This window comes from Streptomyces sp. WAC 01529 (genome assembly GCF_003945545.1).
Taxonomy (GTDB): Bacteria; Actinomycetota; Actinomycetes; order Streptomycetales; family Streptomycetaceae; genus Streptomyces; species Streptomyces anatolicus.
In genome coordinates this window covers 7,145,513-7,167,078 of the sequence record NZ_CP029617.1, presented here as the reverse complement: position 1 = coordinate 7,167,078, position 21,566 = coordinate 7,145,513, and the positions used below count along the sequence as shown (strand labels likewise).

General features: G+C 71.5%; 16 protein-coding genes. 9 read left to right on the top strand and 7 right to left on the bottom strand.

Going from position 1 to position 21,566, the window contains the following annotated elements:
• Positions 1-451: 451 nt before the first annotated feature.
• The 6 genes from DMA15_RS31845 to DMA15_RS31820 all read right to left on the bottom strand — a co-directional run bounded on the left by DMA15_RS31845 (position 452) and on the right by DMA15_RS31820 (position 9,113).
• The gene (locus tag DMA15_RS31845) at positions 452-1,177 is read right to left on the bottom strand and encodes a class I SAM-dependent methyltransferase (RefSeq protein ID WP_125516146.1); all 726 of its coding nucleotides are present in this window, start codon (positions 1,175-1,177) and stop codon (positions 452-454) included.
• A 155-nt stretch (positions 1,178-1,332) separates the two neighbouring features.
• Positions 1,333-3,822 (bottom strand): SpoIIE family protein phosphatase, encoded by a 2,490-nt coding sequence (locus DMA15_RS31840; RefSeq protein ID WP_125516145.1) that lies wholly within the window; start codon positions 3,820-3,822, stop codon positions 1,333-1,335.
• Positions 3,823-3,963: 141 nt separating this feature from the next.
• Entirely contained in the window at positions 3,964-6,387 is a 2,424-nt protein-coding gene (locus DMA15_RS31835) for an MFS transporter (protein ID WP_240660055.1), read from the bottom strand.
• Positions 6,388-6,588: 201 nt separating this feature from the next.
• A complete protein-coding gene (locus DMA15_RS31830; RefSeq protein WP_125516144.1) occupies positions 6,589-7,032 on the bottom strand; it encodes an SRPBCC family protein in 444 nt (147 codons plus the stop codon).
• Positions 7,033-7,129: 97 nt separating this feature from the next.
• Positions 7,130-8,377 (bottom strand): SLC13 family permease, encoded by a 1,248-nt coding sequence (locus DMA15_RS31825; protein WP_125516143.1) that lies wholly within the window; start codon positions 8,375-8,377, stop codon positions 7,130-7,132.
• Positions 8,378-8,534: 157 nt separating this feature from the next.
• Positions 8,535-9,113, bottom strand: a complete 579-nt coding sequence (locus DMA15_RS31820) for a GNAT family N-acetyltransferase (protein ID WP_240660054.1) — start codon at positions 9,111-9,113, stop codon at positions 8,535-8,537.
• 264 nt (positions 9,114-9,377) lie between these two features.
• Here DMA15_RS31820 and DMA15_RS31815 point away from each other — a divergent pair, with 264 nt between their 5' ends.
• From DMA15_RS31815 to DMA15_RS31805, 3 genes are all read left to right on the top strand, one after another.
• A complete protein-coding gene (locus tag DMA15_RS31815; RefSeq protein WP_125516141.1) occupies positions 9,378-10,412 on the top strand; it encodes an Rv2578c family radical SAM protein in 1,035 nt (344 codons plus the stop codon).
• Positions 10,413-10,587: 175 nt separating this feature from the next.
• Positions 10,588-12,216: an alpha/beta hydrolase gene (locus DMA15_RS31810; RefSeq protein ID WP_125516140.1), complete on the top strand. Its 1,629-nt coding sequence runs from the start codon at positions 10,588-10,590 to the stop codon at positions 12,214-12,216.
• A complete protein-coding gene (locus DMA15_RS31805; RefSeq protein WP_125516139.1) occupies positions 12,213-12,611 on the top strand; it encodes a RidA family protein in 399 nt (132 codons plus the stop codon). The genes DMA15_RS31810 and DMA15_RS31805 overlap by 4 nt, the downstream gene beginning before the upstream one ends.
• Before the next feature lie 63 nt (positions 12,612-12,674).
• On the opposite strand, the gene DMA15_RS31800 is transcribed toward DMA15_RS31805, so the two are convergent.
• Positions 12,675-13,244 carry an adenylosuccinate lyase gene (locus DMA15_RS31800; RefSeq protein WP_125516138.1) on the bottom strand — a complete coding sequence of 190 codons (570 nt, stop codon included), beginning with the start codon at positions 13,242-13,244 and terminating at the stop codon, positions 12,675-12,677.
• Positions 13,245-13,582: 338 nt separating this feature from the next.
• Between DMA15_RS31800 and DMA15_RS31795 the strand changes: the two genes are divergently transcribed.
• The 6 genes from DMA15_RS31795 (at position 13,583) to DMA15_RS31770 (ending at position 21,565) form a co-directional block, all read left to right on the top strand.
• Positions 13,583-15,364 carry a 3-hydroxyacyl-CoA dehydrogenase gene (locus DMA15_RS31795; RefSeq protein WP_125516137.1) on the top strand — a complete coding sequence of 594 codons (1,782 nt, stop codon included), beginning with the start codon at positions 13,583-13,585 and terminating at the stop codon, positions 15,362-15,364.
• Positions 15,365-15,476: 112 nt separating this feature from the next.
• Positions 15,477-16,289, top strand: coding sequence for a TetR family transcriptional regulator (locus DMA15_RS31790; RefSeq protein ID WP_240660053.1), 813 nt, complete (start codon positions 15,477-15,479; stop codon positions 16,287-16,289).
• 392 nt (positions 16,290-16,681) lie between these two features.
• On the top strand, positions 16,682-18,019 hold the full coding sequence (gene ccrA / locus DMA15_RS31785) for a crotonyl-CoA carboxylase/reductase (protein ID WP_125516135.1): 1,338 nt from the start codon (positions 16,682-16,684) through the stop codon (positions 18,017-18,019).
• Positions 18,020-18,041: 22 nt separating this feature from the next.
• On the top strand, positions 18,042-20,069 hold the full coding sequence (locus DMA15_RS31780; protein ID WP_125516134.1) for a protein meaA: 2,028 nt from the start codon (positions 18,042-18,044) through the stop codon (positions 20,067-20,069).
• Positions 20,066-21,025 (top strand): CoA ester lyase, encoded by a 960-nt coding sequence (locus DMA15_RS31775; RefSeq protein WP_125516133.1) that lies wholly within the window; start codon positions 20,066-20,068, stop codon positions 21,023-21,025. The genes DMA15_RS31780 and DMA15_RS31775 overlap by 4 nt, the downstream gene beginning before the upstream one ends.
• Positions 21,026-21,031: 6 nt before the next feature.
• Positions 21,032-21,565: a MaoC family dehydratase gene (locus DMA15_RS31770; RefSeq protein ID WP_125516132.1), complete on the top strand. Its 534-nt coding sequence runs from the start codon at positions 21,032-21,034 to the stop codon at positions 21,563-21,565.
• The last annotated feature ends 1 nt before the right edge of the window (position 21,566 follow it).

Genomic DNA, 21,566 nt, shown 5'->3' with positions numbered 1-21,566 from the left:
GTGGGCGCGCACACCTGCGCGTGGTCGCCGGGCGGGCCCGGCAGCGGCGCGGGTCCCGCCTCCGGCTCGACGCCGTCGCACGACCCATCAACCGACAAAAGCGAATGCACTGAGCGAATCTCCGATTTCCGCAGGTCCTGGCTTCGGTCCGCGAATCTTGCCCCATAACGGGGGCCTTGCGGCAAGGCCCCTGGTGCGCTATATCTTGAGAGTGGCAAGGGGTGGTGTTTCTGTCCTGCCCTCATCGCCGAGAAGCCGACGCCATCGCGACCGGCGCCCTCCCCCCGTGAAGTGTTGCTTCCACGCGCTATTTCAGATGCGCGACGAGGCCGTCCAGGGCCTCGGGTTTCGCAGGTCATCGTTGGCGACGCCCGCCATCAGGTTCACCACCACATCGCCGCCGTGGCGGCCCCCTGGGAGAGAGGAAAACCTCCCTCCCAGGGGACCTGCGTCAGCTCGTCCGGCCCACCACCAGCCACCTCGACGGCAGTTCGATCCGGGTGCCGTCCGGAGTGAACTCCGTGGTCAGGAGCGGCAGTTCACCGCTTGCCAGGATGGTGAGGCCCGCCGAGGCGAGATAGCGCGGCACCGACTCGTCGACCACCTCCGCGGGCGCGATGCCGTGGGCGAAGACCGGGGCGAGCTTCGGCGGCGGGCCCGCCGGGTCCTGCGCGAGGGCCATCAGGACGGGCCTCGCCGCCTCCGCCAGCTCGACGAGGAAGGCCCTGCCACGCTCCCCGATCAGCGTGGCGACGCCGTCGACCAGCGGCTGGCGGTCGTCGGGCTCGCACTGGTGGAGCACGCCGCGCATATAGACGTTCACATCGCCCAGCTCCGCGTGCAGTTGCCGCGCCTCAGCCTTCTCCGCGGCGTCGAGCTGCCGGAAGTCCGCCTGGTCGGCGGGGTCGGCGAGCCGGGCGTGCACGAGGGCCGCGGCGGACAGATCGACGCCGACGACGTGCGGGAAGCGGTCGGCGAAGAAGCGCGTCTGCGTGCCGTTGCCGCAGCCCAGGTCGACGAAGGGCAGGTCGGCCGCGGCCAAGTGCGGCTCGAACAGGGCGAGATGAGGTCCCGCGGTGAGGGCGGGCTCGGCGTCCCAGAACACGGCCCCCTGCCCCTCGGGCGCCTCCCGCCAGAACGCCTCCCAGGCCTCCCTGTACCGACTCGTGACGCTCATGCCCAGCTCCCCAGGTGCGACGAGAGCCGCCGAAGCCGACGGCAAGATCGGTCTACCGCGCCCGGCGCGCACGGACAAGTCACCGGCACGATCCTTCACGGCTCATCCGGCGCGTTCCCCCGAGCCCGCGCACCGCACACCCCAGGGCCGGTGAACTACCTTCGCGGCAGGGCCAGTTCGAACCATACGGTCTTGCCGGAGTTCGTTCGGCTCGTGCCCCACTCCTTGGCAAGCGTGCTGACGACCCGCAGGCCGCGCCCGAACTCGTCGTCGGGGCCCGCGCTGAGCAGTGTCGGCAGCGTGTGGTCGTCGTCCTCGACCTCGCAGAGCAGCGCCCCGGCGTGGACCAGGCGCAGATCGACGCGGGTGCTGCGGGAATGGCGTACGACATTGGTGACCAGCTCGCTGACGAGCAGCTCCGCGCTGTCGCCGAGGGCCTCCAGGGACCAGGCCCGCAGCTGCTCGCGGACCAGTTCGCGGGCCCTGCCCACCTCGCTCGGGTCGACGGCGAGCCGCCAGTGCGCCACGTTCTCGGCCGCGATGCCGTTCAGCCGGGCCATCAGGAGCGCCACGTCGTCCTTGCGGCCGCCGCTGCCCGTGTCGGCGAAGGTCGCGGCGAGCGCCCGGATGATCGTGTCGCAGGCCTCGTCCATGGAAGCGGCGGGGTGCGCCGCGGACTCGGTGAGCGTGGCGAGGCCGACACCGATGTCCTCGCCGCGGACCTCGACGAGGCCGTCGGTGCACATCAGCAGCCGGTCGCCGGGCGCCACACGGACGCGCACCGACTCGAAGGGGACGCCGCCGACGCCGATGGGCGCCCCGGTGGGCAGATCGAGGAGTTCGCTGCGGCCGTCCTCGGCGCGGACCAGGACGGGCGGGATGTGGCCCGCGTTGGCCAGGTGCAGCTCGCCCGCGATCGGGTCGTAGACGGCGTACAGACACGTCGCCAGGTAGTGCTCGCCGAGGCGCTGCGCGAGATCGTCGAGGTTGCGGAGCAGCTGCTCGGGCGGCAGGTCGAGGGCGGCCATGGTCTGCACCGCCGTACGCAACTGGCCCATCATCGCCGCCGAGTTGAGGCCATGGCCCATCACGTCGCCGACGACCAGCGCGGTGCGGGAGCCGGGCAGCTTGACGGAGTCGAACCAGTCGCCGCCGACCCGGCCGAGGAGCGTGCCCGGCAGATAGCGGGTGGCGATGTCGCAGCCGGACATGCGGGGCTCGATGTGCGGCAGCATGCTGTCCTGGAGGGTGTCGGCGACGCTCTCCTGGTAGGTGTACATGCGGGCGTTGTCGAGCACGAGCCCCGCGCGGGCGGCCAGTTCGGCGCCGGTGACGCGGTCCATGTCGTTGAAGACGGGCCGCTCCTGGTGGCGCAGCAGGATCATGAAGCCGAGGACCACATTGCGGGCCTTCAGCGGTACGACGAGCATGGAGCGGTGGTTGATCAGCGGGCGGATGTCCCGCTTCTCGAACTGGGAGGCGATGGCGTTGCCCATCTCCTCGGTGATGCGGGGCACGAGGACGGGGTCACCCGAGGTCATGCACTGGAAGAACGGCGTGTGCGCGGGGAAGGGCATCGATTCGCCGACCGGCACGACGTCGTCCCAGCGGCCGGGCTCGTCGGTGTGCTCCACGGCGACCCGGTGCCACAGCGTGGTCTCGTCCGGCGGCCCCTCGGGGAACCCCTCCCCCGCGACGACCTGCTCGCGCAGATAGGTGCCCGCGACGTCCGTGAAGCGCGGTACGACCGCCCTGCTGACCTCCACGATGGTGTGCGACAGGTCGAGCGAGGAGCCGATGCGTCCGCTGACCTCGTTGAGGAATTCGAGGCGCTCGCGCACCGCCGCGTACTCGATGTCCTCGCCCTCGTCGTCCTCACCGGCGGCGTATACGGACGGTGGGACTCCGCGGGCGGCGGCCCGCTCGGCGCGCTCCTTGCGGGCCTTGCGCTCGGCGCGGCGGGCCACGCCCCAGTCCGGGGTGACGGGCACCCGGTCGTGCTGGCTGAACTCCAGGACCGGATAGCCCAGTTCGAGGATCTGGGCGACGATCCGGGAGCTCTCCTCCACGCTCATGCTCGGCAGGATCTCGGGGAGCCGGCCCGCCAGCTCGTCCGCGCCGGGGAAGTCCGTGTGGAGGGCGAAGCCGGGTGCGATGCGCTCGACCTGCTCGCCGCGCTCGCACCCGGGGTCACCCGAGTCCTCGGCCTCGCCGGCCTGCTCGTGCGCGGCCAGCCGGGCGGCGTCGGCGGCGAGCACGAGCAGCCGCTCCGGGCCGGGTCCGACCAGCGGATACGCCCACCAGAGCACGTCGGCCCTGGTGCCTCCGGGCTCCGGCTCGGTCAGCCGCGCCCGGCCCGCGGCGGGGTAGGAGATGCGTCCGTCGAGGGAGGTCTCCAGGTCGGGTCCGAGGCCGTCGTCGTAGGCCCCGTGGGGCTCGCGGTCCTCGGGGAGCGCGCCGTGGACGGGGAGCAGATCGCCCGCGGGGCGGCCGACGGCCTCCTCCTTGGTGTACCCGAAGAGGCGGCGCGCCCCGACGCTCCAGTGCGAGACGAGACCCGCGCCGTCGACGACGACCACGGCCAGGGGAATGCGTCCGGCCACGGCACTCTTCGCCACCGGCCCGTCCGGAGTGCCTCGTTCCATGGCCCATGCTCCTTCCCGCGGCGGCCCAAGATCTGAGCCGCCACCAACCACCGTACGGCTGGCGCGGGTTGCCGTGCGGGGCAATGCGGGAATTGCCCCGGCCGAGAACGCCCGGCGCACGCCCCCCTCGCGGCCGGTGCGTCAGTCCTCGTGGCCGAGCTGGAGGTCCCGCTCGGTGCGGCCGCCGCCCGCGACCTGGAGGACGGTGGCGACCGGCGGGTAGCCGGCCGCGATGACGGTGTACTCGCCGGACGACAGGTCGACGAAGCGGAAGGTGCCGTCGGCTCCGGTGGTCAGGGTGTCGACGACGTTGCCCGCGGCGTCGAGCAGCGTCACGCGCGCGTCCTCGACGGCCCGTCCTCCGCCCGCCCGCACGGTGCCGCGCAGCACCGCGCCGCCCGCCAGCTCCACGTCCTGGCGGGTCTCGCGCGAGGCCTGCACGGTGACGGGCAGCGCGGCGGGGCGGTAGGCGGGGGCGCTCGCCGCGAGGGTGTACTCGCCCGCCACAAGATCCGTCATGACGTAGCCGCCCTCGCGGCCGCTGCGGGTACTGGCGACGACCTCGCCGCGGACGTCGGTGAGGGTGACCGCGGCGTTGCCGACGGGCGTTCCGTCGGCGGTCACCACGGTCCCCGCGAGGCGGCCCGCGCCGCCGAGCACCACGTCCAGCTCGACGGGCCGCTCGCCGACGGTGACGGTGACCGCCTGCGGCTGGTGCCCGCCCGCCGCCGCGATCAGCACGAAGGACCCCGACCCCGGTGTCGACAGGGCGTACCGCCCGTCTTCGCCGCTCGCACCACGTCCGACCTGCTGCCCGGCCACGTCGATGAGGGTGAGGGCGGCGCGGGGCACCACCGTGCCGTCGGGGTGCTGCACGGTGCCGCAGACCGGGACCCCGGCCGCGTACGTCGTCGTACGGGCACGCGGGACGGCCGCGGGCTCGGCGGCGGGTGCGTTGTGGGAAGCGGCACTGGACAACAGGGGGGTCTCCTTGAGGAAGAAGGCGAGCAGCGTGCCGAGGACGAGCACCGGCACCAAGTAGAGGAAGATCCGCGGCATCGCGTCCGCGTAGGCCTGGACGTAGCCCTCGCGCAGTGGCGCGGGCAGCGCGTGGACGAGCTGCGGGGTCAGGGACTCGGGGTCCGGCAGGTCCTGGTCCGATCCCACGGGGAGCCGGTCGGTGAGGGCGTCGGCGAGCCGGCCCGCGAAGAGGGTGCCGAAGACCGCGGCTCCGACGCTGCCGCCGATCTGCCGGAAGTAGTTGTGCGCGCTGGTGGCGGCGCCGAGGTCGGCGGGGCGGACCGTGTTCTGCACGGCGAGGATCAGGACCGGCATGACCAGGCCGATGCCGGAGCCGAGCACGGCCATCCCGATGCTGTACTCCAGCCGCGGGGTGTCGGCTTCGAGGCGGGAGAGCAGCCACATGCCGACGACGGAGAGGGCGCCGCCGAGCACGGGGTAGATCTTGTAGCGCCCGGTGTGGCTGATGAGGTGCCCGGAGATGATCGAGGCGCCGACGACGCCGCCCATCATCGGCACCATCAGGAGGCCGGACTCGGTGGCGCTCGCGCCGTCGGCCATCTGGAGGAAGGTCGGCAGATAGCTGGCCGCTCCGAAGAGGGCGACTCCGATGACCATGCCCACCACGGAGGTGACGACGAAGACCGGGTCGCGGAAGAGCCGCGGCGGGATGATCGGTTCCGCGGCGGACTTCTCGACGACGAGGAAGAGCACGCTCGCCACGACGGCACCGGCGCCCAGTCCGAGGATGACGCGGTCGTGCCACGCGTACTCGGTCCCGCCCCAACTGGTCAGCAGCACCAGGCAGGTGGAGGCGGCGGCGAGCAGCAGCGCGCCGAGCACGTCGAGCCGGGCCTTGGCGGTGGGCTTGGGCAGCTTGAGCGCGAGGGTGACGACGACCAGCGTGACCAGGCCGAAGGGCACGTTGAAGTAGAAGCACCAGCGCCAGGAGGCGTGGTCGGTGAAGAACCCGCCGAGCAGCGGCCCGGCGACCGAGGCGAGGCCGAACGCGGCGCTGATCAGGCCCATGTAGCGGCCGCGCCGCCGGGGCGGCACGATGTCCGCGATGATCGCCTGTACGCCGATCATGAGGCCGCCCGCACCGACGCCCTGGAGGGCGCGGAAGGCGATGAGCTGGTCCATGGTCCGCGACCACCCGGCGAGGGCGGAGCCGATGATGAAGACGACGATCGCGAACTGGAAGACGCCCTTGCGCCCGAAGAGGTCACCGAGCTTGCCGTAGACGGGCAGTCCGATGGTGGAGGTGAGCAGGTACGCGGTGATCGCCCAGGACATCCTGTCCAGGCCGTGCAGCTCTCCGACGATCTTGGGGAGCGCGGTGGCGACGATCATCTGCTCCAGGGCGGCGAGCAGCAGGGCGAGCATGAGCCCCACGAAGACCATGCGTACGCGGCCGGGGCCGAGCCCCTCCCTGGTCGCGTCGGGAGCGGGGGGCGGGGGCTGCCCGGCCCCGTGCCCGCCACTGGCCGCCGCGGCCGTCTCGTCGCCCCGCCCGGCGGTCTTCGCCAGCGTCGTCCCACCCACGTACTGCTCCCCTCGTCGCGCCTGCGCCGCCAGCTTTCTCGCATTACGCGACAACGGGGAGCAAGCGCGACGAGTCGCCCTTTTCCAGGGCTTCATGGGCGTAAGTGCCGGTCGGAGCCCTACGGCGTACGAAGGAACCGAACGGAAGACCACTCGAAACGGTGAGCGTGAGAACAGCCCCGGGGGCCCCGGGGGGAGGTGCTACTTCTCGACCTCCGCGGCGAGGTTGGCGAGGACGGCGTCGTAGATCCGTGCGAGGCCCTTGGGCGCGAAGGTCCGCTCGAAGAAGCCGCCGATGCCGCTCGCGCCGTTCCACACGCTGGTGACGACCACGCGGGACTTGCCCTCGCCGGCCGGGGTGACGGTCCAGGTGGTGACCATGGAGGAGTTGCGGTCCTTCTCGACCAGCTCGCCGTCGGTGGGCTCGCTGACCTCCAGGAGGCAGTCGCGGATCCGCTTGCTGGTGGCCTGGAGCTTCCAGTGGACGAGCGTGCCCTCGCCGTCGCCGCCCTCGCGCACCTCGTACTCGCTGAAGTGCTCCGAAAGGAGCTTTCCGCGCGTGCCGTTGTAGTCGGCCAGTGCGTCGAAGACGTCGTCCGGCTGTGCCGCGATGATCCGCTCCGTGGTGGCCTCGACCTGCGCCATTGCACTTCCTCCAGCACTTGGTTTCTCGGGGAGTTCAGGGAGAGCCAACCACCCGGCGCACCGGCCTCCCAAATCGGGTCCCCCGGCGCGGGCCCGCTCAGCCCGGCAGCAGCCGCAGCGAGACCCAGAGCGCGAGGGTCGAAAGGGCGAGGGCGGCGGGGGTGGTGAGCAGGCCGAGGAGGGTGAACTCCCGCAAGCGCACGCGGTGTTCGTGGTGGTGGGCGATGCGGCGCCAGAGCAGGGTGGCGAGGGATCCGGCGTAGGTGAGGTTGGGTCCGATGTTCACGCCGATCAGTACGGCGAGGACCGCGCCGGGGCCGGACGGCGCGGCCAGCGGGACCAGGGCGAGGACGGCGGGCAGGTTGTTGATGAGGTTGGCGAGGAGGGCGGCGACGGCCGCGGTGCCGAGCAGCGCGGGCAGGGCCGCGCCGTCCGGCAGCACCCGGCCCAGGGCGTCGCCGAGGCCGTTGTCGACGACGGCCCGGACGACGACGCCGAGCGCGAGGACGAAGGCGAGGAACGGCAGCGAGGTGGCGCGCAGGAGCGTGACCAGAGTCGTCCGCCGCCGCAGGAGGGCGCGTACGGCGAGTACGGCCGCCCCGGCCGCGGCCGCCCAGGCCGGGTCGGCGCCGATGGTGGAGGCCACCGCGAATCCGGCGAGCGTGAGGGCGACGGTGATCAGGGCGAAGCGGGGCATCCGGGGCGGCTCGTCGGCGCTGCCGCCATCGGTGGGGGCGTCGAGGTCGGCGGCGAAGAACCGGCGGAAGACGGCGTACTCGACCGCGATCGCGGTCAGCCACGGCAGCGTCATCAGGAGGGCGAAGCGCGTGAAGCTCAGGCCGGTCGCGGCGAAGGCGAGCAGGTTGGTGAGGTTGGAGACGGGCAGCAGGAGCGAGGCGGTGTTGGAGAGGTGGGCGGCGGCGTAGACGTGCGGTTTGGGGCGGGCGCCCATGCGGGCGGCGGTGGCGAAGACGACGGGGGTGAGCAGCACCACGGTGGCGTCGAGGCTCAGGGCCGCGGTGATCACCGAGGCGAGCCCGAAGACCGCGGCGAGCAGTCTGCGCGGCCGCCCGGCGGCCCGGCGCGCCATCCAGGTGCCGCAGGCGTGGAAGAGCCCTTCGTCGGCGCAGAGTTTGGCGAGTACGAGGACGGCCGCGAGGAACCCGATGACGGGGCCGAGCCGGGCCGCCTCGTCACGCACGTCGGCGAGGGGGATCGCACCGGCCGCGACCACGAGACCGGCGGCCGGTACGGCGAAAACGGCCTCGGTCCGCCCGAAGGGACGTACGACGGCGCAGACCAGAACGACGACCAGGGCACCGACGGACAGGGACTCGACGAGCATGCTTCCGATCATGCATGGGCGTGCGGTGTGCCGGGCGAGCGGGGGCCGGGCAGGGCCGTGAGCGGATGATGCCGGTCCGGGCCCTTGCGGGGTGCCTGGCGGCGCCCCCCGAGGTACGGGGCCCGCCCCGCGGGCGGGGGCGGGCCCGGCGGTGCGGCTAGGGGCGGGGCGGCTTCGGGGCGGCCGTGGCCCGGAAGCGGGCCGTTGCCCCGTCGTCGCTCCAGCGGTGCAGGCCCGCCTTCTCCAGGACGCGGAGGGAGGCGGGGTTGGCGAGTTCGACCTCGGCGTACACGGTGGTGACGTCCGGCGAGGTCAGGGCGTGGGCCACCAGGGCCCGGGCGGCCTCCGAGGCATAGCCGCGGCCGCGGCGCGAGGCGACGACGCCGTAGCCGATCTCGACCGAGCCCTCGCTCGGCGGCCAGAGCAGGCTCAGGGAACCGACCACGAGACCGCTCTCGCGTTCGACGATCAGCCGGTGGCCGTGCGCGCCGGGGTCGGCGGGGTCTCCGGAGCCGTCGGGGCTTCCAGGGCGGTCGGGGCTTCCGGAGCCCTCGGGGGCTCCGGCGATCTGCTCGGCGATGACGCCCGCGATGACGCGGTCGCCCTCGGCGGGGAAGTCCCGCGCCCAGCGCGGCGACCGGCGGTCGGCGAGGACGTCGGCGACCTCGCCCCGCGTCCAGGGCCTCAGCAGAAGACGCTCGGTGGTCAGTTCGGTGGCAAGGGAGAAGGGGAACACGCGACACTCCAGGTCGTTTCGGCAGACGACCGGGCCGCTCGCGGTGAGCCCTGCTTCTTCAGGCTCGCGCGACCCGGACAAGGGCATGCGGATGAAGCACCTGGCGGGCCATATTCATCAACCTCCCTGGTCACGGCGGGCACGCGGAGCGCACACAGAGCGCGCTTGACGGGACGCTATCAAACGACGGCCCACCAGGACTCGACTCGCACGATCAAGGGAACATGTGTTCTATTCTGTGGTCAGTGCTACCGAGGAGGCCTCATGCGCTGGGAGAACCTCTCCGACGGGCCGCGTCAGGTCACCGCGGACGCCGCGCTGTTCGGCGCGGACGCGGTGACGACACGGACCTTCGACACCCCCGAATTCGCGGGGATCACCTTCCACGAGGTCCGGGCCCGCTCGATCGTGAACCGCGTGCCGGGCGCGTCCCGCATGCCGTTCGAATGGACGGTCAACCCGTACCGGGGCTGCACGCACGCGTGCGTCTACTGTTTCGCGCGCAAGACCCACAGCTATCTGGACCTGGACACCGGCATCGGGTTCGACAGCCAGATCGTCGTGAAGGTCAACGCCGCCGAACTGCTGCGCCGCCAGCTCGCCTCGCCCCGCTGGCACGGCGACCACATCGCCATGGGCACGAACGTCGACTGCTACCAGCGCGCGGAGGGCCGCTACCGCCTGATGCCGGGGATCATCGAGGCCCTGCGCGACCGCGGCAACCCCTTCTCGATCCTGACGAAGGGCACGCTGATCCTGCGCGACCTCGATCTGCTGCGGCAGGCGGCCGCGGTGACCGACGTCGGCATCTCCGTCTCCGTCGGCTTCACCGACCAGGAGCTGTGGCGCACCGTCGAGCCCGGCACGCCCGCTCCGGAGCGGCGCCTGGACGTCGTACGCACCCTCACCGACCACGGCATCGGCTGCGGGGTCCTGATGGCGCCCGTCATCCCCTTCCTCGGCGACCACCCCGACCAGCTGCGCGCCACGGTGCGGGCCATCGCCGCGTCCGGCGCGACCTCCGTGACGCCCCTGGTGCTCCATCTGCGGCCGGGTGCGCGCGAGTGGTTCATGGCGTGGGTGGGGCAGCACCATCCGCATCTGGTGCGGCGGTACGAGCGGCTGTACGCGGAGGGGGCCTACGCCCCGAAGTGGTACCAGCGGCGCATCACCCGGCATGTGCACGAGCTGGCCGAGGAGTTCGGTATCGGCCCCACGCGCGCGGGCGCGTCCCGCCGGATCCGCGTACCCGAGGAGCCGGAGCCGACGACCGGTCCCACACAGCTCACGCTGTTGTAAGGCTCGCCCGCCGCGGTAGGGCCCACTCCGCGTCCAGGTGCCCCGGATCCAGGAACCGGCCTGCTCCTTTCAGGTTGTTCCTCGGCGGAACGCCCGCTCCACGGCGGGCTTTCCGGGACGATGCGCCAGAGGTCGTGGCGTGCACGGCCCCGGACCCTCCGCCCTGGGAAGCCTGATGAACAAACGCGCCGTCGCCCTCTGCTCGCTCGCCGCGCTGACCGGGCTCGCCGCCGCCGTGCCGCCCGCCGCGGGCGTCTCCTCCGCCCCGCCCACGGCACGCGCCACCCACGCCCCCCTCGCGTGGAAGGCGTGCGCCACGAAGGCCCTCCCCGCGCTCCAGTGCGCCTCGCTGGAGGTCCCCCTGGACCACGACGATCCGGGCGGCCGGCAGATCACCCTCGCCCTGTCGCGCGTCCCGCACACCGCGCGGACGTTCCAGGGGCAGCTGCTGGTGAACCCCGGCGGTCCGGGCGGCAGCGGCCTCGGCATGGCCGGATCCGTCGCCAAGGCGCTGCCCGAGGAAGTCGCCGCGCAGTACGACGTGATCGGCTTCGACCCGCGCGGCGTCGGCAGGAGCGAGCCCGCGCTCAACTGCCGCCCCGGGCACTTCAAGCCGGTACGGCCGGACACGGTCCCCAAGACGCCCGAGGTGGAGCGGGCCAACCTCGACCGGGCGCGCGCCTTCGCGCAGGGGTGCGCCTCCCGGCACGGGGACGTGCTGCCGTTCATCGACACGGTGAGCACGGTCAAGGACATGGACGCCATCCGCGCGGCCCTCGGCGCGGAGCGGCTCAACTTCTTCGGCTACTCGTACGGCACCTATCTGGGCGCGGTCTACGGAAAGCTCTATCCGCACCGCGTGCGCCGCATGGCGCTCGACTCCCTCGTCGACCCGAACGGCGTCTGGTACGAGGCCAACCTGCGCCAGAACCAGGCCTTCGACGCCCGCCACAAGGCGCTCATGGCCTGGATCGCCCGGCACGACACGGCGTACGGCCTCGGCAAGGACCCCGACAAGGTCGAGGCCAGGTGGTACGCGATGCGGGACGCGCTGGCCGAGAACCCGGCGGGCAAGAAGGTGGGCGCCGCCGAGCTGGAGGACACCTTCTTGCCGGGCGGCTACTACAACGGCCTCTGGCCCCGCCTGGCCGAGGCCTTCGCGGCGTACGTGAACAACAAGGACACCGGCCCTCTCCTCACGGCATACGAGCGTTTCGGCGCGAGCGGCACGGCGGCGGACGAGAACGGCTACAGCGTCTACACGGCCGTGCAGTGCAGGGACGCGCTGTGGCCGCGCGACTGGCGGACGTGGCGCGAGGACAACGCGCGCGTGCACGCGAAGGCGCCCTTCACCACCTGGAACAACGCCTGGTACAACGCGCCGTGCGCGTTCTGGCCGACGCACCACCTGAGCCCCCCGGACGTCTCCAACTCCGCGCTGCCGCCCGTGCTGCTCTTCCAGGCGACCGACGATCCGGCCACTCCGTACGAAGGCGCCGTCGCCCTGCACCGCAAGCTGCGCGGATCCCGCCTGGTCGTCGAGGAGGGCGGCGGCAACCACGGCGTCACGCTCGGCGGAAACGCCTGCCTGGACCGGCACTTGACGGCCTACCTGACGACCGGCGAGGTTCCGGGGGCCGACGTGGAGACCCCGGGGATCGCCGGCGAGGCCCCGGGGAGCGGCGGTGAGGCCGACGCGGTGTGCGAGGCGCCCGCGGACCCGAAGCCGTCGCGCGCCAGAGCCGGCGCCGCCGGACCCGGGCGAGGGGCGTTGTCAGTGCCGTGGTCCACCATGAGGACATGAGCCGACTGACCCACATCAGCGCCCCCGAGGGCGTCGCACCCGCCTCCGCCTACACCCACGTCGTCATGGGCTCGGGCCGCTTCATAGCCATATCCGGCCAGTTGGCCCTGGACGAGAAGGGCGAGCTGGTCGGCGAGGGCGACGCGACGGCCCAGGCCCACCAGATCTTCGAGAACCTGCGGCGCTGCCTCGCCGCGGCGGGCGCCACCTTCGACGACGTGGTGAAGCTGACGTACTTCGTGACGGACATGGCGCACATGCCGGCGGTCCGCGCCGCGCGAAACGCCTTCCTGGACCCCGAGCGGCTGCCCGCGGCCTCCGCGGTGCAGGTCGGCTCGCTGGTCGCCCCCGAGTACCTGATGGAGATCGAGGCGTTCGCCGTGGTGGCCGAGTAGCCGCGGCCTCACCCGGCACAGGCGCCCGCGTCCGGTCGCCGCGGCCTCACTTCGGCAGCGGTCTCACTCCGGCAGCCGCGCCAGCGCCGCCGCGGCCGCCGCGGCGAGCCTGGGGTGGCCGCACGCCTCGGTCAGGACCGGGCGGGCCCGCCCGTCGCCCAGTGCGCCGAGCCCTTCCACGCAGGCGAGCGCGATCTTGCCGTAGGGGTCGTGCGGCGCGAGTCTGCGGCGCAGCGTGGTGATCAGCGCGGGCGCCGACTCCGGGGCGCGCAGCTCCGTCAGCAGGCGCACGGGGTGGAGGGCGTAGGCGACGCGGAGTTCGTTGGTCGCGAGGGCCGCCGCGGCGCGTGCCGTGCGGGGGTCGCCGAGCCGGGCCAGGGCGTGGGCGGCGGCGGCGCACCGCGGGGGGTCCCGGTGGTTGAGGAGGAGGACGAGCGACTCGAAGGCCCTGCGGTCCCCGGCCACGCCGAGCCGGACCGCCACCAACTCCCGCGCCCACAGGGGCTGCCCGGGAGAGACGAGCACCTCGGCCAGTTCGTCGAGGTCGCCGGTCGCGACCAGCCTCTCGTACTCGGGCGAGGCCCCCGCCTCACGGCGTAAACGACTCATCACCGTCCGCAACTCCTCATCCATGGCCGCGAGCCTAAGCGTTGCGCGGCGGTCGCGATGTAGATCACAGAGATCGGGGATCTCCGCGGGCTGGCGCGCTCGTTACTCGGCGGTTAATCTCATGTGAGCGGGGCACACTCCCCGTGAGCACCTCCTCGCGACGGCCTGGTGACGCAGCCGTCGTGGGTGTTAGTCGGTTCGGTATCTCCAGTACGGCATGGCTCCGGGACAGAGCCGGTCGGCCTCTCACCGGGCGTGGACCTTCGCGCCGCCCGGCCACGACACCCCCTTTCCGCACGCCCCGCGACAGCTCCTGTGTCCGCGTGCGCCCCTCAGTCGTCACTCTCTTCTGGAGTCCACGCATGGACACTCCCTTGAACACGGTCGCCGTCATCGGTCTGGGCACCATGGGCACCGGAATCGCCGAGGTCCTGGCCCGCGCGGGCCGTGAGGTCATCGGCATCGACATCAGCCAGGCGGCGGCCACCCAGGCGGTCACGGCCCTGGAGACCTCGACCGCCCGTGCCGTGCGCCGCGAGCGCCTCACCGAGGAGGAGCGGCGCGACATCCTCGCCCGCTTCCGCACCTTCACCGATCCGCGGGCCGCCGCCGACGCCGACCTGGTGATCGAGGTCGCCCCGGAGTCGTACGAGATCAAGCAGCAGATCATCCGCGAGCTGGACGGCGTGGTGCGCCCCGAGACGATCATCGCGACCGGCACCAACGCGCTGTCCGTGACCCGGCTGGCCGCCGAGTCGGCGTGCCCGGAGCGGGTGTTGGGCCTGCACTTCTTCAACCCGGCGCCCGCGATGAAGCTCGTCGAGGTCGTCTCGTCCGTGCTGACCTCCCCCGCCGCGGTCGCCGCGGTCACCGACCTCGCGCACGCTCTGGGCAAGGAGCCCATCGCGGTCGGCGACCGGCCCGGCTTCGTCGCCGACGGGCTGCTCTTCGGCTACCTCAACCAGGCCGCCGCGATGTACGAGGCGAAGTACGCCTCCCGCGAGGACATCGACGCCGCGATGAAGCTGGGCTGCGGACTGCCGATGGGCCCGCTCGCGCTGCTCGACCTGATCGGTGTGGACACCGCGCGCACGGTCCTCGACGCCATGTACGCCGAGTCGCGCGACCGGCTGCACGCGCCCGCGCCCATCCTCAAGCAGCTCAGCGAGGCGGGCCTGACCGGCCGCAAGGCGGGGCGCGGCTTCTACACGTACGCCGAGCCGGGCAGCGCGGACGTGGTGCCCGACGCGCTGACCCCGCTGGAGGGCGAGCGGCGCGTCCAGGGGCGTACCGTCCGCTCCGTCGGTGTCGCGGGCTCGGGGACGATGGCGTCCGGCATCGCGGAGGTCTTCGCCAAGGCCGGTTACGACGTGGTGCTCGCCGCGCGCACCGACGAGAAGGCCCAGACCGCGAAGGCCCGTATCGGCAAGTCCCTCTCGCGCTCCGTCGACAAGGGCAGGATGACGGCCGAGGCCGCGGCGAAGACCCTGGACCGGATCACTCCGGCCGGTTCCTACGAGGCCTTCGCCGACGTCGACCTGGCGCTTGAGGCGATCGCCGAGGACCTGGAGATCAAGCAGCAGCTGTTCCAGGCGCTCGACAAGGTCTGCAAGCCGGGCGCGATCCTGGCGACCACCACCTCGTCGCTGCCGGTGGTGGCCTGTGCCCGCGCCACCACGCGCCCGCGCGACGTGATCGGCATGCACTTCTTCAACCCGGCCCCGGCGATGAAGCTCGTCGAGGTGGTCCGCACCGTGCTGACCGCGGACGACGTGCACGCCACGGTCCGCGAGGTCTGCGCGACCATCCGCAAGCACCCGGTGGACTGCGGCGACCGCGCTGGCTTCATCGTGAACGCGCTGCTGTTCCCCTACCTCAACAACGCGATCAAGATGGTCCAGGAGCACTACGCCACGCTCGACGACATCGACGCCGCGATGAAGCTCGGCGGCGGCTACCCCATGGGCCCCTTCGAGCTGCTCGACGTCGTGGGCCTGGACGTCTCGCTGGCGATCGAGAAGGTCCTGCACCGCGAGTTCCGCGACCCGGGCCTGGCCCCGGCGCCGCTGCTCGAACACCTGGTGGCCGCGGGCTGCCTCGGCCGCAAGACGGGCCGTGGCTTCCGCGAATATGCCCGGCGCTGAGCCGGCCGAGGAGCACCGGGGGGCGCGGGCGGACTGGGGCGGGCTGCTCGGGCCCCCGGGCGGCCCCGTCCCTCGGGAGCACCGCGCCGCGCATATGCAGTACGTTCGTGGCATGTCCAAGGCCGCCAAGTCCTCACGTACGCCCGCTACGCCCGACGCTCCGGAAAGCGCCGCGGGCAGCCGGGCCGCCGCCCAACGGCTCAAGATGCGCAGGGAGCTGGCGGCCGCGGCCATGGAGCTGTTCGCGACCAAGGGGTACGAGGCGACGACGGTGGACGAGATCGCCGCCGCCGCCGGGGTGGCCCGCCGGACCTTCTTCCGGCACTTCCGCTCCAAGGAAGAGGCGATCTTCCCCGACCACGACGACACCCTGATCCGCGCGGAGGCGGTGCTCAACGCCGCTCCCCCGCACGAGCACCCGCTGGACACGGTGTGCCGCGGCATCAAGGAAGTCATGAAGATGTACGCGGCCTCGCCCGCGGTCTCCGTGGAGCGCTACCGCCTCACCCGCGAGGTGCCCACGCTCCGCGAGCGCGAGATCGCCTCGGTGGCCCGTTACGAACGGCTCTTCACCCGCTATCTCCTCGGCCACTTCGACGAGCACGCGCACCACGACGGCAACGACGACCCGCTGCTCGCCGAGGTCGCCGCGTCCGCGGTGGTCACGGCCCACAACCACGTCCTGCGCCGCTGGCTGCGGGCCGGCGGCCAGGGCGACGTGGAGCGGCATCTGGACCACGCCTTCGCGATCGTGCGGCGCACGTTCGGGACGGGCATCGGCGCGGGGCGCGACTCGGTGCCCGCGGCGGCCCCGGCGACGGTGTCCGCGCAGGGTGAGGTCCTGGTCACGGTGGCACGTACGGACGCGCCGCTCGACGAGGTCATGCGGACCATCGAGAAGGCGCTCAGGGAGCGGGCTTCTTAACCCGTTTCACCCATTTCGTCCTTGGCTTTTGAGGGGTCGCTACTGATCGGTAGCGACCCCTCAGTCATGCCGTCACCCCCTCTGACCTGCACTGATCGATCATCGGTCAAAAAATACTGGCACCCAGTGTCTTGCCGACTGGCACGCGGTGCCATACGTTGATGTTGTCCGGGCGGCCGGCGTACAGAGATCCTCCGTACGCCGGCTGTCCCCTCAAGCCCCGGCTTGTGCGCCCGGACGCCTGCGTCACAGGCACCTCCCGCGCCCCACCAAGGCGTCGCCGAGCACCACCCTTCGCCGAACCGACGGCACACCTCCACCGCACCACAAGCACCCCGCCGCAACCCTCAAGCAGCGCCCCCGCAAGGCGCTTCTTCGCCGGAGGCAACACCGTGAAGGAAATCCTGGACGCGATTCAGTCCCCGGACACCGAGTCCGCCGACTTCGCCGCTCTCCCCCTGCCCGACTCGTACCGCGCGATCACCGTGCACAAGGACGAGACGGAGATGTTCGCGGGCCTCGAGACCCGCGACAAGGACCCGCGCAAGTCGATCCACCTGGACGACGTGCCGGTCCCCGAACTCGGGCCCGGCGAGGCCCTGGTGGCCGTCATGGCCTCCTCGGTGAACTACAACTCCGTGTGGACCTCGATCTTCGAGCCCGTCTCCACCTTCAGCTTCCTGGAGCGCTACGGCCGGCTCAGCGAGCTGAGCAAGCGCCACGACCTGCCGTACCACATCATCGGCTCGGACCTCGCGGGCGTGGTGCTGCGCACCGGCCCCGGCGTGAACTCCTGGAAGCCCGGTGACGAGGTCGTCGCGCACTGTCTGAGCGTCGAACTGGAGTCCTCGGACGGCCACAACGACACGATGCTCGACCCCGAGCAGCGCATCTGGGGCTTCGAGACCAACTTCGGCGGCCTCGCCGAGATCGCGCTCGTCAAGTCCAACCAGCTGATGCCGAAGCCGGACCACCTGAGCTGGGAGGAGGCCGCCTCGCCCGGCCTGGTGAACTCCACCGCCTACCGCCAGCTGGTCTCCCGCAACGGCGCCGGCATGAAGCAGGGCGACAACGTCCTGATCTGGGGCGCGAGCGGCGGACTCGGCAGTTACGCCACGCAGTTCGCGCTCGCGGGCGGCGCCAACCCCATCTGCGTGGTGAGCAGCCCCCAGAAGGCGGAGATCTGCCGCGCCATGGGCGCCGACGCGATCATCGACCGCAACGCCGAGGGCTACAAGTTCTGGAAGGACGAGCACACCCAGGACCCCAAGGAGTGGAAGCGCTTCGGCAAGCGCATCCGCGAGCTGACCGGCGGCGAGGACATCGACATCGTCTTCGAGCACCCGGGCCGCGAGACCTTCGGCGCCTCGGTGTACGTCACCCGCAAGGGCGGCACCATCACCACCTGCGCCTCGACCTCCGGCTACATGCACGAGTACGACAACCGCTACCTGTGGATGTCCCTCAAGCGCATCATCGGCTCCCACTTCGCCAACTACCGCGAGGCGTGGGAGGCCAACCGCCTGATCGCCAAGGGCAAGATCCACCCGACGCTCTCGAAGGTGTACTCCCTGGAGGACACCGGCCAGGCCGCCTACGACGTCCACCGCAACCTCCACCAGGGCAAGGTCGGCGTCCTCGCGCTCGCCCCCCAGGAGGGCCTCGGCGTCCGCGACCCGGAGAAGCGGGCCCAGCACATCGACGCCATCAACCGCTTCCGGAACGTCTGAACGCCCTAAGGAGCAGCGGGACATGACAGAGCGCCAGAAGGACCGGCCGTGGCTCATGCGGACGTACGCCGGTCATTCCACGGCGGAGGCGTCCAACGAGCTGTACCGGCGCAACCTCGCCAAGGGTCAGACGGGCCTCTCGGTCGCCTTCGACCTGCCCACCCAGACCGGTTACGACCCCGACCACATCCTCGCCCGCGGCGAGGTCGGCCGGGTCGGCGTGCCGGTCTCCCACCTCGGCGACATGCGGCGCCTGTTCCAGGACATCCCCCTGGAGCAGATGAACACCTCGATGACGATCAACGCCACCGCCATGTGGCTCCTGGCGCTCTATCAGGTGGTCGCGGAGGAGCAGGGGGCGGACATCACCCAGCTCCAGGGGACGACGCAGAACGACATCGTCAAGGAGTACCTCTCGCGCGGGACGCACGTCTTCCCGCCGGTTCCCTCGCTGCGGCTGACCACCGACATGATCACGTACACGGTGGCCCACATCCCCAAGTGGAACCCCATCAACATCTGCAGCTACCACCTCCAGGAGGCGGGGGCCACGCCGGTCCAGGAGATCGCGTACGCGATGTCCACCGCCATCGCGGTTCTCGATGCCGTACGCGACTCAGGGCAGGTCCCCGAGGAGAAGTTCGGGGACGTCGTGGCCCGCATCTCCTTCTTTGTGAACGCGGGTGTCCGCTTCATCGAGGAGATGTGCAAGATGCGGGCGTTCGGGCGGATCTGGGATCAGGTCACGCGCGAGCGGTACGGCATCGAGAACCCGAAGCAGCGCCGCTTCCGCTACGGCGTGCAGGTCAACTCCCTGGGTCTCACGGAGGCGCAGCCCGAGAACAACGTCCAGCGGATCGTCCTGGAGATGCTGGCCGTCACCCTCTCCAAGGACGCACGCGCGCGTGCCGTGCAGCTGCCCGCCTGGAACGAGGCGCTGGGGCTGCCGCGCCCCTGGGACCAGCAGTGGTCCCTGCGCATCCAGCAGGTCCTCGCACACGAGAGCGACCTTCTGGAGTACGAGGACATCTTCGAGGGCTCGCACGTCGTCGAGGCCAAGGTCGCCTCCCTCGTCGAGGAGTCCCTCGCGGAGATGGACCGCATCGAGCGGATGGGCGGCGCGATGGCCGCCGTCGAGTCGGGCTATCTGAAGTCGCAGCTCGTCTCCTCGCACGCCGAGCGCCGGGCGCGCATCGAGTCCGGCCAGGAGAAGATCGTCGGTGTGAACTCCTACGAGTCCACCGAGCCGAGCCCGCTCACCGCGGACCTGGACGGGGCGATCATGACGGTCGACCCGGCGGTCGAGGCGCGCGTGGTGAACGCCCTCAAGGACTGGCGCGACAACCGCTACCAGCCGCCGTTCAACCACCCCCGCCCGTGCAAGGCCCTGGAGCGGCTCAAGGAGGTGGCCGCGGGCACGGGCAACCTCATGGAGGCCACCCTGGAGTGCGCACGCGCCGGTGTGACGACCGGCGAGTGGGCCGGCGCCCTGCGGGAGGTCTTCGGGGAGTTCCGGGCGCCCACGGGCGTCTCCAGCGCTCCCGTGGCCGTCACCGCGGAGGAGGGCACACCGCTCGCCCTGGTCCGCGAGAAGGTCGCCAAGACGGCCGCCGACCTCGGCACCGGCAAGCTCCGCTTCCTGGTCGGCAAGCCGGGTCTCGACGGGCACTCCAACGGGGCCGAGCAGATCGCGGTGCGCGCGCGTGACGCCGGCTTCGAGGTGGTCTACCAGGGGATCAGGCTCACGCCCGAGCAGATCGTCGACGCGGCGCTCGCCGAGGACGTGCACGCGGTGGGCCTGTCGATCCTCTCCGGGTCGCACGCCGAACTCGTGCCGGACGTCCTGGTGCGCCTGCGCGAGGCGGGCGCCCGCGACATTCCCGTCATCGCGGGAGGCATCATCCCCAACAGCGACGCCGAGGACCTGCTGGCGGCGGGTGTCGCCGCCGTCTTCACCCCCAAGGACTTCGGCATCACGGAGATCATCGGCCGTATCGTCGACGAGATCCGGAAAGCGAACAAGCTCGACCCTCTGGAGGTCCCCGCATGACCGTGAACCGTCTCCGCCCCCGGCGCTCCTGTCTGGCCGTACCGGGCTCGAACCCGCGCTTCCTGGAGAAGGCCCAGGGCCTCCCCGCCGACCAGGTCTTCCTCGACCTGGAGGACGCCTGCGCGCCCCTCGCCAAGCCGGAGGCGCGGCACACCATCGTCAAGTTCCTGAACGAGGGCGACTGGACGGGCAAGACGCGCGTGGTGCGCGTCAACGACTGGACGACCGAGTGGACGTACCGCGATGTCGTCACGGTCGTCGAGGGCGCGGGCCAGAACCTCGACTGCATCATGCTGCCGAAGGTGCAGACGGCCGACCAGGTCGTCGCCCTCGACCTGCTGCTCACCCAGATCGAGAAGACGATGGGCTTCGAGGTCGGCAAGATCGGCATCGAGGCGCAGATCGAGAACGCGCGCGGCCTCAACAACGTCAACGCGATCGCCGAGGCCTCGCCCCGCGTCGAGACGATCATCTTCGGCCCGGCCGACTTCATGGCCTCCATCAACATGAAGTCCCTGGTCGTCGGCGAGCAGCCGCCCGGCTACCCCGCGGACGCCTACCACTTCATCCTGATGAAGATCCTCATGGCCGCCCGCGCCAACGACCTCCAGGCGATCGACGGCCCCTACCTCCAGATCAAGAACGTCGACGGCTACCGCGAGGTCGCGAACCGCGCCGCCGCCCTCGGCTTCGACGGCAAGTGGGTCCTGCACCCCGGCCAGGTGGAGGCCGCCAACGAGGTCTTCTCGCCCTCGCAGGAGGACTTCGACCACGCCGAGCTGATCCTGGACGCGTACGAGTACTACACGTCCGAGGCGGGCGGCAAGAAGGGCTCGGCGATGCTCGGCGACGAGATGATCGACGAGGCGAGCCGGAAGATGGCGCTGGTCATCTCCGGGAAGGGCCGTGCGGCCGGGATGACCCGCACGTCCAAGTTCGAGGCCCCGGAGGCGTAAGACACCATGCAGTTCGGCCGCACCTACGAAGAGTTCGAAGTCGGCGCCGTGTACAAGCACTGGCCCGGGAAGACGGTCACCGAGTACGACGACCACCTCTTCTGCCTGCTCACCATGAACCACCACCCCCTCCACATGGACAGCAACTATGCGGAGAAGACGACCGACTTCGGCAAGAACGTCGTCGTGGGCAACTACATCTACTCGCTGCTCCTCGGCATGTCCGTCCCGGACGTCTCCGGAAAGGCCATCGCCAACCTGGAGGTCGAGTCGCTCAAGCACGTGGCGCCGACCTTCCACGGCGACACGATCTACGGCGAGACGACCGTCCTGGACAAGACTCCCTCGAAGTCCAAGAGCGACCGTGGGATCGTCTACGTGGAGACCAAGGGGTACAAGCAGGACGGCACCCTGGTCTGCGTCTTCCGCCGCAAGGTGATGGTGCCCACCGAGACCTACATCAAGGAGCGCGGCGGCGAGCAGCCCGGCCGCCCGGAGCTGAACACCCCTTCCAAGAGCGCCGAGAGCACGGAGAAGTAGC

Excerpts from the sequence above, each read along its gene's own strand:
- DMA15_RS31845 (WP_125516146.1), bottom strand. The coding sequence starts at position 1,177 with ATGAGCGTCACGAGTCGGTACAGGGAGGCCTGGGAGGCGTTCTGGCGG.
- DMA15_RS31840 (WP_125516145.1), bottom strand. The coding sequence starts at position 3,822 with ATGGAACGAGGCACTCCGGACGGGCCGGTGGCGAAGAGTGCCGTGGCC.
- DMA15_RS31830 (WP_125516144.1), bottom strand. The coding sequence starts at position 7,032 with ATGGCGCAGGTCGAGGCCACCACGGAGCGGATCATCGCGGCACAGCCG.
- DMA15_RS31825 (WP_125516143.1), bottom strand. The coding sequence starts at position 8,377 with ATGCTCGTCGAGTCCCTGTCCGTCGGTGCCCTGGTCGTCGTTCTGGTC.
- DMA15_RS31815 (WP_125516141.1), top strand. The coding sequence starts at position 9,378 with ATGCGCTGGGAGAACCTCTCCGACGGGCCGCGTCAGGTCACCGCGGAC.
- DMA15_RS31810 (WP_125516140.1), top strand. The coding sequence starts at position 10,588 with ATGAACAAACGCGCCGTCGCCCTCTGCTCGCTCGCCGCGCTGACCGGG.
- DMA15_RS31805 (WP_125516139.1), top strand. The coding sequence starts at position 12,213 with ATGAGCCGACTGACCCACATCAGCGCCCCCGAGGGCGTCGCACCCGCC.
- DMA15_RS31800 (WP_125516138.1), bottom strand. The coding sequence starts at position 13,244 with ATGGATGAGGAGTTGCGGACGGTGATGAGTCGTTTACGCCGTGAGGCG.
- DMA15_RS31795 (WP_125516137.1), top strand. The coding sequence starts at position 13,583 with ATGGACACTCCCTTGAACACGGTCGCCGTCATCGGTCTGGGCACCATG.
- DMA15_RS31790 (WP_240660053.1), top strand. The coding sequence starts at position 15,477 with ATGTCCAAGGCCGCCAAGTCCTCACGTACGCCCGCTACGCCCGACGCT.
- DMA15_RS31780 (WP_125516134.1), top strand. The coding sequence starts at position 18,042 with ATGACAGAGCGCCAGAAGGACCGGCCGTGGCTCATGCGGACGTACGCC.
- DMA15_RS31775 (WP_125516133.1), top strand. The coding sequence starts at position 20,066 with ATGACCGTGAACCGTCTCCGCCCCCGGCGCTCCTGTCTGGCCGTACCG.
- DMA15_RS31770 (WP_125516132.1), top strand. The coding sequence starts at position 21,032 with ATGCAGTTCGGCCGCACCTACGAAGAGTTCGAAGTCGGCGCCGTGTAC.